Annotated in this window: 8 protein-coding genes; all 8 read right to left on the reverse strand. The window is 71.6% G+C overall.

What is annotated here, in order from left to right; genetic code table 11:
• Positions 1 to 1,037 (reverse strand): O-antigen ligase family protein (locus PINTE_RS18275; RefSeq protein ID WP_157087354.1); only part of this gene is annotated, 1,037 nt, incomplete at its 3' end.
• A gap of 103 nt (positions 1,038 to 1,140) precedes the next feature.
• A complete protein-coding gene (locus PINTE_RS18280) occupies positions 1,141 to 2,157 on the reverse strand; it encodes an RNA polymerase subunit sigma-70 (protein WP_245643047.1) in 1,017 nt (338 codons plus the stop codon).
• Between the two features lie 26 nt (positions 2,158 to 2,183).
• Positions 2,184 to 2,648 (reverse strand): VOC family protein, encoded by a 465-nt coding sequence (locus PINTE_RS18285; RefSeq protein ID WP_068433619.1) that lies wholly within the window; start codon positions 2,646 to 2,648, stop codon positions 2,184 to 2,186.
• Positions 2,649 to 2,751: 103 nt separating this feature from the next.
• Complete coding sequence (locus PINTE_RS18290) at positions 2,752 to 3,180, reverse strand: TA system VapC family ribonuclease toxin (RefSeq protein WP_068433621.1); 429 nt, start codon at positions 3,178 to 3,180, stop codon at positions 2,752 to 2,754.
• Positions 3,177 to 3,410, reverse strand: coding sequence for a hypothetical protein (locus PINTE_RS18295; RefSeq protein ID WP_068433623.1), 234 nt, complete (start codon positions 3,408 to 3,410; stop codon positions 3,177 to 3,179). Before PINTE_RS18295 ends, PINTE_RS18290 begins: the two co-directional genes overlap by 4 nt.
• 227 nt (positions 3,411 to 3,637) lie before the next feature.
• Positions 3,638 to 5,299, reverse strand: a complete 1,662-nt coding sequence (gene pgm / locus PINTE_RS18300; protein WP_068433625.1) for a phosphoglucomutase (alpha-D-glucose-1,6-bisphosphate-dependent) — start codon at positions 5,297 to 5,299, stop codon at positions 3,638 to 3,640.
• Positions 5,300 to 5,363: 64 nt separating this feature from the next.
• The gene (locus PINTE_RS18305) at positions 5,364 to 6,161 is read right to left on the reverse strand and encodes an SGNH/GDSL hydrolase family protein (protein ID WP_068433626.1); all 798 of its coding nucleotides are present in this window, start codon (positions 6,159 to 6,161) and stop codon (positions 5,364 to 5,366) included.
• Positions 6,162 to 6,749: 588 nt separating this feature from the next.
• Positions 6,750 to 9,886, reverse strand: a 3,137-nt coding sequence (gene glgB, locus PINTE_RS18310; RefSeq protein ID WP_245643048.1) for a 1,4-alpha-glucan branching protein GlgB, incomplete at its 5' end; no start/stop codon positions are given.

Genomic DNA, 9,886 nt, shown 5'->3' on the forward strand with positions numbered 1-9,886 from the left:
GCGACGGACCCGCGCCGGGCCGCGCGCACGACGTGCCAGGCGAGGAGACCGGTGATCGCGAGCAGCGCGCCCAGGCCGAGCCAGCCGGTCGTGACCAGCTGGTCGAGCCACAGGTTGTGCGCGTGCCGGAAGGCCTCGTCGCCGGGCACCCGGGCCGCGATGACGTCGCCGGAACGCCCGAGCCCCACCCCCAGCGGGTTGGCACCCGCGACGTCGAGCGCGGCGGCCCACACCTGGGAGCGCACGCCGCCGCCGAGGCCGGTCACCATCGCCACCGCCGTCGCCGCGACCGCGAGCCCGGCGAGCGCGCCCCCGCCGATCAACCGCCGGCGGGTGGGGCGGCGCAGCACGAACCAGGCGGCGAGACCGACTCCGGCAGCGATGATCCCGCCCCGGGAGCCGGTCAGCACGAGGGCTACGACCCCCGCGCCGACGACCCCGTAGGCGAGGGCGCGCTGCGAGCGCTGCGGCAACGACATGGCCGCGGCCACCGCGAGCGGCAGCAGCATGACGAGGAAGGCGGCGAGCAGGTTGGGGTTGGGAAACGGGCCGACGGCCCGCACGAGCACCCCGGCCTGACCGCACGTGTCGACGCTGCCGTCGAGGGCGCCGCGGCAGTAGCCGGCCGGGATGCCGGAGGCGGTCTGGCGCACCGCGGTGAGGGCGGCGGTCGCCACGGCGAGGAGTCCGAGCAGCGAGATGCCCGCCCACATGTCGGGCGAGGCGCGGCGGACGCCCATGGCGAGATAGGCGGCGCCGACCGCGGTGAGCAGGGCGCGCCACAGCGTCCAGTCGCCCTGGCGCCAGGCGGCGAGCGCGGCGGCGAGCAGGAGCAGCGCGACCGCGACGTCGAACGGGCGGCGCCAGCGCAGGTCGCGGGCGCCGAGGCGCCCGGTCGAGACGAGCAGCGCGAGGAGCCCGACGAGGAGCACGAGTCGCAGCGGGGTCAGCACGCCGACGATCGCGGCGTCCGGCAGCACGTCGGCGGTGGACTCGGCGACGACCAGGGCGAGGCAGGCGAGGGCGATGGTCCGCACCCTGTATGTCTGCCCAACCCCGGTGACCGGGAGCCGGATCGGCGGCGAACGCCGGGCCACCATCGATCGACCACTCGACGCGCGGCGAGCGGCCGACCGGTGCTCAGTCGATCGGCGGGAGTCGGTGCGGCAGGCCGGCGGCGTCGAACACACCGTCTCCGAAGTAACCGGTGACGGCCTCGATGCGGCCGTCGCGCACGTCGAGCACCTGGAACTGGAACCGGGCGTACCCGGACTCGTCGCGCAGGTACATGCCGAGGGCGGGCCGGCCGTTGGCGCGGGCGGCGAGGAAGGCGAGGTCGTCGGCCGCGGCGGCGGGGCAGTGGGTTGCGGACAGGTCGATCGCGTCCTGCACGCCGGAGTACCAGCGGTCGAACGGCGGCATCTGCCAGACGAGGTCGCTGGTCAGCACGTCGGTCAGGCGGGCCAGGTCGTGGGCCTCGAAGGCGGCGACGAAGTCGGCGACCGCCTGCTCGTCCTGCGGGCTGAGCGCGGGCAGCGACTCGGGCTCGACGTCGCCGACCGCGGCGCGGGCGCGCTGCAGGGCGGAGTTCACCGCGGCCACCGTGATGTCCAGGTGCTCGGCGGTCTCGGCGGCGCTGAACCGGAGCACCTCGCGCAGCACGAGCACCGCCCGCTGCCGCGGCGGCAGCAGCTGCACGGCCGCGACGAACGCGAGGCCGACGCCTTCGCGCGCCACGCTCGCCTCGGCCGGGTCGGGCGCGGCGCCCTGCCACAGGACCCGGTCGGGCAGCGGCTCGACCCAGGCGAGGTCGTCGCGGCTGACGAGGTCGGCGCGCGGGTCGCCAGGACCCTGCCCGAGACCGGTCGGCAGCACCCGCCGGGAGGCCGAGGTCAGCGCGGACAGACACGTGTTGGTCGCGATCTTGTACATCCACGTGCGCACCGAGGAGCGCCCGTCGAAGGCGTGGAAGGCCTGCCAGGCGCGCAGATACGCCTCCTGCACGCGGTCCTCGGCCGCGGTGGCCGAGCCGAGCATGCGGTAGCAGTGCGCGAGCAGCTCCGGGCGCAGCGGCGCGGCGAGCGCGGTGAACGTCTCCGGCGAGCGGTCTCCCGGCTCCGGCCGCGCGGTGCTCGGTGCGTTCACTGTGCTGGTCACGGACTCGCGGGTGGTTCGGGAGCCGGTCATGACGGCATCGCGTCGGTCATCGCCGACTCCTCCCCGGGAAAGGCGCCCGCGGCACGGGCTCCGGCCAGGTCCATCCACATGATCTCCCAGATGTGCCCGTCGAGGTCTTCGTAGGAGACGCCGTACATGAAGCCCTCGTCCTGGGTGCGCACGACGCGCCCGCCCCCGGCGACCGCGGCCTGGGTGAGCCGGTCGACGTGGTCGCGGTCGTCGGCGGACAGGCACAGCAGCGCCTCGGGAGCCGGCCGAGTCGGGGTGTCGGGCGCGCTCGGACCGTCGTGGAAGCTGTCGAAGAAGTCGCGGCGCAGCAGCATCGCGTAGATGTTCGGGCCCAGTTCGACGGCGACGCAACGCTCGTCGTCGCACATCTCCTCGTTGAAGCCGTACCCCAGCCCGGCGAAGAAGCGCCGGGAGGCGGCCGGGTCGGCGACGGGCAGGTTGACGAAGATCATCTGGTGCATGGCGGTCCTTCCGGTGGCGGCCGGTGCCGTGTGCGTCGGCTCCACCCTGACAGACCGCCCTCGCCCCCGGAACTCATCGCCGATCGCCTTCGGGTGCGCCGGCTCAGGTCGTGAGTGGGTTGATCCACGTCACCTCCGGAAAGCGCGCGAAGTCGCTGTCGACGGAGACGACGCCGACCCCGTAGTGCACCGCAAGCGCCGCGAGTTGCGCGTCGGTCACGAGATTGCCCGTCACCGCGTGCTCGGTGAGCAGCCGCCGCAGGATGCGCCAGGTCGATTCGTCCGCTGCCGGGACCCAGGCGGACCGCGATGCCAGCCAGCCGTCGATGTGCTGCTGGGCCTCCCGTGACGACAGCGGCTCCTCGTAGACCTGGGGATGCGTGGCGATGCGTAGAAAGGCCCCGATTGTCTGCCACGGGAAGCCGACGCGGCGGTCGTCGTTGAGGGCCCGCGTCAGCCACCCCGCGCAGGCTTCGTGGTGCGGGGAGCCCGTGTCGACGGCGTTCAGGAGGACGTTGGCATCGACGATCACCGGCGGTGCCCTTCGTCGTCGAGGACGTCAAGCACGTCGCCGATGTTCGACACGTCGAGGCGGGCGCCGAGGCGACGGGCCGAGTGCACGTAGGACTTCGGAGTCACCCTCGCGGCCATACCTCGTCTGGCCAGCGTGTTCAACGCCTCGCTTGGCCCCACACCCTCTTCGCGCCGCAGCCGCTCCATCTCGGCGTACACGTCGTCGGCGATCGTGATAGTCGTACGCATGTATCAACAGTAGCATCATGATGCACGGCGAGAGGCATGCTGATTCACCAAAGGATGCCGAGGTGGCTTTTGACCCGTTGCAGAACGCTGCCCGCCCCTCTGCCTCACATCCCCCTCGACGGTAAGCGGGAGACAGAGCGGGCTAAGTCCGTGGGGACGAAGGAGCCCGGCCACGGTGCTACTTGCGTGGCCGGGCCCCTGCTGTGAACTCGCGCGAACTCCCGCGGTCAGCCTCCGAGGGCGGCGGAGACGACCTCGCGGGCCTCGGACTGCACCTGGGCCAGGTGCTCGGGGCCCTTGAACGACTCGGCGTAAATCTTGTAGACGTCCTCGGTGCCGGACGGGCGGGCAGCGAACCACGCCGACTCCGTGACGACCTTGAGGCCGCCGATCGCCGCGCCGTTGCCGGGGGCCTCGGTGAGCTTGGCGATGATCGGCTCGCCCGCGAGGGTGTCGGCGGTGACGTCGGAGGGAGACAGGTTCTTCAGCTTGGCCTTCTGCTCGCGGTTGGCCGGGGCGTCGACGCGGGCGTACGCCGGGTCGCCGTGCTTGGCGACGAGCTCGGCGTAGTGCTGGCTCGGGCTCTTGCCGGTCTTGGCCTGAATCTCGCTGGCCAGCAGGGCCAGGATGATGCCGTCCTTGTCGGTGCTCCACACCGTGCCGTCGAAGCGCAGGAAGCTCGCGCCGGCCGACTCCTCGCCGCCGAACGGGCCGGAGCCGTCGAGCAGCCCGGGCACGAACCACTTGAAGCCGACCGGCACCTCGACGAGCTTGCGGCCCAGATCGGCGGCGACCCGGTCGATCATCGAGCTGGACACCAGCGTCTTGCCGATGAAGCCGTCGGCCGGCCAGTTCTCGCGCGCGCCGTACAGGTACTGGATCGCGACGGCGAGGAAGTGGTTCGGGTTCATCAGGCCGGCGTCGGGGGTGACGATGCCGTGCCGGTCGGAGTCGGCGTCGTTGCCGGTCGCGATGTCGTACTTGTCCTTCTGCTGGATGAGGCTGGCCATCGCCGACGGCGAGGAGCAGTCCATCCGGATCTTGCCGTCCCAGTCCAGCGTCATGAACCGCCACGTCGGGTCGGCCAGCGGGTTGACGACCGTCAGGTCGATCCCGTGGGCCTCCGCGATCGCGCCCCAGTACTCCACCGAGGCGCCGCCGAGCGGGTCGGCGCCGATGCGCACGCCGGCGTCCTTGATGGCCTGCAGGTCGATGACGTTCGGCAGGTCCGCGACGTAGATGCCCTTGAAGTCGTACGGCTCGCACGCCGCCCGGGCCTGCGCGAACGGCACCCGCTTGACGCCCTCCAGGCCGGCCTTGATGTACTCGTTCGCCTTGTCGGCGATCCACCCGGTGGCGTCGGTGTCGGCCGGCCCGCCGTGCGGCGGGTTGTACTTGAAGCCGCCGTCGGTCGGCGGGTTGTGGCTCGGCGTGACGACGATGCCGTCGGCCAGCCCCGTGTGCGCCGGCAGGTCGTCGACGCCGCCGATCTTGCCTTTGTTGGCGCGCAGGATCGCGTGCGAGACCGCGGGAGTCGGGGTGTAGCTGTCCTCGGAATCGACGAGCACCGTGACGTCGTTGGCGATGAGCACCTCGAGAGCCGAGGCCCAGGCGGGCTCGGACAGCCCATGGGTGTCGCGGCCGATGAACAGCGGGCCGTCGAAACCCTGCTGCGTGCGGTAGTCGACGATCGCCTGGGTCGTCGCGAGGATGTGGTCCTCGTTGAAGGACGTCTTCAGGGCGCTGCCGCGGTGGCCCGAGGTGCCAAAAGCCACCTGCTGATCGACGTTCTCCGGGTCCGGCCGCTGCGTGTAGTACGCGGTGATGAGATGAGGCACATCGACGAGGTCACTGGGTTGGGCGGGGGTTCCGGCGCGGGAGTCGTTCATGCGCCCATCTTTGCAGCGAGCGCCGTGCGCGGGCGGCCGAAGCACGACCCCCGTTCGATCCGCTTCAGATCTCGAAGTCGACCGACTCCACCGCCGGGCGCTTGGCGCTGCGACCGTCTCCGCTGCTGCGACCGCTCAGGTGCCGGCGGATCCACGGGGCCAAGTGGGTGCGTGCCCACTCGCGATTGGCCGCGATCGTCGCGAGCCGGGTCAGGTGCGGGGCGGGAGGCAGCGTGTGATCGGCCTCCTCGATCGCCAGCCCGAGGGTCCAGGCGGCCTGATCGGCGACGAGCCGGTGCCCGGCGGTCGTGAAGTGGATCCGGTCCGCTGCCCACATCCGCGGATCCTGCAGCTCCCGCAGCGTCCACAGGTCGACGACCCGGCAGCCGTGCCGCTGCGCGATGCCCCACACGTGCGCGGTCAGCTCCGCCATGCGCGGGTTGACGCGATTGACCAGCGGCGCGAAACCGATGTCGGGGGCCGAGACCATGAGCACGTCCGCACCCGTGTCGCGGAGTCGGGTCACCGCCTCCTCGAGACCGTCGGCGACCTCGTGGATGCTCACCCGCGGCCGCAGCAGGTCGTTCCCGCCGGCCGAGATGCTCACGAGGTCGGGAGTCAGTTCGAGGGCGGCGTCGAGTTGGGGCCCGGCGATGTCGGCGAGCAAGCGGCCGCGCACCGCGAGGTTGGCGTAGCCGAAGTTCGCGCCCAGGTCGGCGTTGCGGCGGGCCAGCCGCGCGGCGAGCCGGTCGGCCCAGCCGACGAAGACGTCGGGATCGTTCGCCGAGACGTCCATGAGCCCCTCGGTGAACGAATCCCCGATCGCGATGTAGCGCTCCCAGATGCGATTTTCCGGCCCCATGGCCCAGGACCTCCAGGTCACAACTCGTGGTGCTCGATGCGGTGAAAGATGCTCACCCCAAAGGTTACCCGGCGGTAATCGGTGGACTCGGGGCCCGGGGGTCGGCCGAAACCCGGCCGGGCGAGGGGCTCTGGTGCGATGGGGAACGTCGAGAGCGAGGAGGGCCGCGGGCAGCGGCTCCTCCGCGGACCGGCTCCTCGACTGGACACCGGCTTCTCGACTGGACACCGGTTTCTCGACTGGACACCGGTTCCTGGGACGGGACACCTGCGATCGCGCGTGTCCCGTCGACTCACCGGTGTCCCGCGATCCAGTAGGTGTCCGGAGCCGCATTGAGGTGTCCGGTCACCGACCCGGCGGTCCGGCGTGCCCGTCGCCCCGGAACACCCGCGACCCCAGAGCCGACGCCGCGCCCGGAGCCCCGCGAGTCCGTAGCCTCGCCGACTCCGGAGCCCCGCCGACCCCAGAGCGTGCCCCCAGACGCCGAGAACTGCGTGTCGCGGTGAGAACTGCGGCACGAACCGCAGTCCCGACCACGACACGCAGTTCTCAGGGTCGTGTGGGGTGGGGGATAGGGGAGCGGGGGCGTCAGGCGGTGCCGGCTCCCGGGGTGGTCTCGGACGTGCCGGCCTTGTCATGACCGCCGGAGGTGCCGACGCGCGGCTCGGCGAGGTGCTCGGGCTCGATGCCGGAGGCCACCGCCTCGTCCTCGTGCACCGGGGACTGCGACAGCTCGGGGCGGTCCTGGCCCTTGGTCTGGGCCCGCAGCGCCTCCTGCTGAGCCGGCTTGGGCGCGTTCTCGGAGGCGGTCTCGAACGCCTCCGCCGACACCGGCTCCTCGTCGGCCGGCTCGAAGTAGACCGCGCCCAGCTTGGGCAGGGTCACCAGCGCCGAGTACGGCTGGCCGTGCCAGGGGATCTCCTCGGCCTCCACCTGACCGAGGTTGCCGACGCCGGCGCCCCCGTAGTCGAGGGAGTCGGTGTTGAGGATCTCCTTCCACGGGCCCTTCTTCGGCAGCCCCACCCGGTAGTGGTGGTGCTCGGAGCCGGAGAAGTTGGTCACGACGGCCACCGTCGGCCGCTCACCGTTCTCGCCGGCCTTGCCGAACCGCAGGTAGGAGTAGGTGTTTCCGCTGGCGTCGTTGGCGTCGATCCAGCTGAAGCCCTGCCAGTCGTTGTCCAGCTCCCACAGCGCCGGGCGCGTGGTGTACAGGTGGTTGAGGTCCTTGACGAGCTTGTGCATGCGCCAGTGCGGCTCGTGGTCGAGCAGCCACCAGTCGAGGCTGCGGGCGTCGGCCCACTCGGACTCCTGGGCGAACTCCTGACCCATGAACAGCAGCTGCTTGCCCGGGTGGCTCCACATGAACGCGTAGTACACGCGCATGCCCGCCAGCTGCTCCCAGCGGTCGCCGGGCATCTTGCGCAGCATCGAGCCCTTGCCGTACACGACCTCGTCGTGGCTGATCGGCAGGCAGAAGTTCTCGCTGTAGGCGTACACCATCGAGAACGTCATCTCGTGGTGGTGGTACTGCCGGTAGATCGGCGACAGCGAGGCGTACTCGAGCGTGTCGTGCATCCAGCCCATGTTCCACTTCAGGCCGAAGCCCAGGCCGCCCATGTACGTCGGCTTGGTGATGCCCGGCCAGCTGGTGGACTCCTCGGCCACGGTGACCGCGCCGGGGTAGCGCCGGTAGACCGTGGCGTTCATCTCCTGCAGCAGCTGCACGGCCTCGAGGTTCTCCCGGCCGCCGTACTGGTTGGGCAGCCACTCGCCGTCGTTACGCGAGTAGTCGAGGTAGAGCATCGAGGCCACCGCGTCGACCCGCAGGCCGTCGATGTGGAACTCCTCGATCCAGTAGCTCGCGTTGGCGACGAGGAAGTTGCGCACCTGGTTGCGGCCGAAGTCGAAGATGTGCGTGCCCCAGTCGGGCTGCTCGCCGCGGCGCGGGTCGGGGTGCTCGTAGAGCGGCTGCCCGTCGAAGTTCGCCAGCGCGAACGCGTCCTTGGGGAAGTGCGCGGGCACCCAGTCGAGGATGACGCCGATGCCGTTCTGGTGCAGCTTGTCGACGAGGTAACGGAACTCGTCGGGGGAGCCGAACCGGGAGGTCGGGGCGTAGTAGCCGGTGACCTGGTAGCCCCACGACGGCCCGTACGGGTGCTCCATGACGGGCAGGAACTCCACGTGCGTGAACCCGAGGTCCTTGACGTAGTTGACGAGGTGCTCGGCGAGGTCGACGTACGAGCTGCCCTGGCGCCACGAGCCGAGGTGCACCTCGTAGATGCTCATCGGGCGCTCGTGCGGCGGCAGGCCCTCGCCGCGCTCCTGCATCCAGTCCGCGTCGTTCCACTCGTAGTGCGTCTGCTCGACGACGGAGGCGGTGGCGGGCGGGCACTCGGTGTGCCGCGCCAGCGGGTCGGCCTTGCCGCGCCAGTAGCCGTCGGCGCCGAGGATCTCGTACTTGTACGTGGAGTTCTCGCCGACGCCCGGCACGAACAGCTCCCAGACCCCCGACGAGCCCAGCGCCCGCATCGGGTACGCCTGGCCGTCCCAGCGGTTGAAGTCGCCGACGAGGCGGATCGCGCGGGCGTTCGGTGCCCACACGGCGAACGACGTGCCGGTGACCTCGCCCATCTGGCCGGGGTAGGTGCGCACGTGCGCACCGAGCACCTTCCACAGCTCCTCGTGGCGGCCCTCCCCGATGAGGTAGAGGTCCATGTCGCCGAGCGTCGGCAGGAAGCGGTAGGAGTCGTCCTGGGTGTGCTCGACCCCGTCTCCGTAGGTGACGAGCAGCCGGTAGTCGGAGACGGTGACGCCCTTGATCTGCCGGACCCAGACGCCCTCGTACTCGTGGTCCATGTCGAACGTCGTGCCGTCGGGCAACTGGATCTGCACCGACTGCGCGAGCGGGCGCAGCGCGCGGATCGTCACGCCGTCGTCGTGCGGGTGAGCGCCCAGAACACTGTGCGGATCGCCGTGGCCGCCGCGCACGAGCAGGTCGATCGTCTGCGGCGCGACCCCCAGCGGCTCGTCGTGGAAGTCCACCGGTCCCGCGGGGGCGGCCTGGCCCGCAGCGGCGGCCTGGCCCGCAGACGCGCTCTGCGCGGAAGCGTCTTGGGTGGCGGGAGCGGACTGGCCCGCAGGAGCGGCCTCGACCGCGGGCGCGTCGGCGGAGTCCTCGACGGCGGGGGCGTCCTCGTCCGCGCCGGAGGTGTCGATGGTCGGCGACAGCTCGCCCGAACTCAGTCCGGAGGCGGGGGCGGCCGGGGCGTCCTGCTCGGCCTGCGCCGTGGGGGGTGCGACGAACTCGGTGGCCTCGGCTGGGGCGGGCCCGTCGGGGCTGCTCGGTGGGTTCTGCGAGGTGGCCATCTGGGAAGAATTCCTCTCGTCGGAACGGCCCGACGGCCGGGCCGTCGGTGTGTCGTGGACCTCGTCGGCCCCGTCGGCGCTGCTCGGGGCGGATCGGTCAGGGGCGGGTCGGTCGGGCGGAGCAGTCATGGCGGTCACGGCCTGCGGCGAAGGGTCGCACAGCCGCTCGACGGCGGCGACCGGAATGCCGAGCCACGCGGGGCGATTGCGCGCCTCGTAGACGACCTCGTAGAGCGCCTTGTCGAGCAACAGAGCATCCAGCAGCGTATCCGTCTCGACATCCGAACGGGGGGTTGCGGCGGGTGCGACGTCGGCGCCCCGCGAGCCCTGCCCGCCGGGCGCGTCGGCCGCGCCGCTCG

Origin of the sequence: Piscicoccus intestinalis NBRC 104926, assembly GCF_001515525.1 — a bacterium.
Taxonomy (GTDB): Bacteria; Actinomycetota; Actinomycetes; order Actinomycetales; family Dermatophilaceae; genus Kineosphaera; species Kineosphaera intestinalis.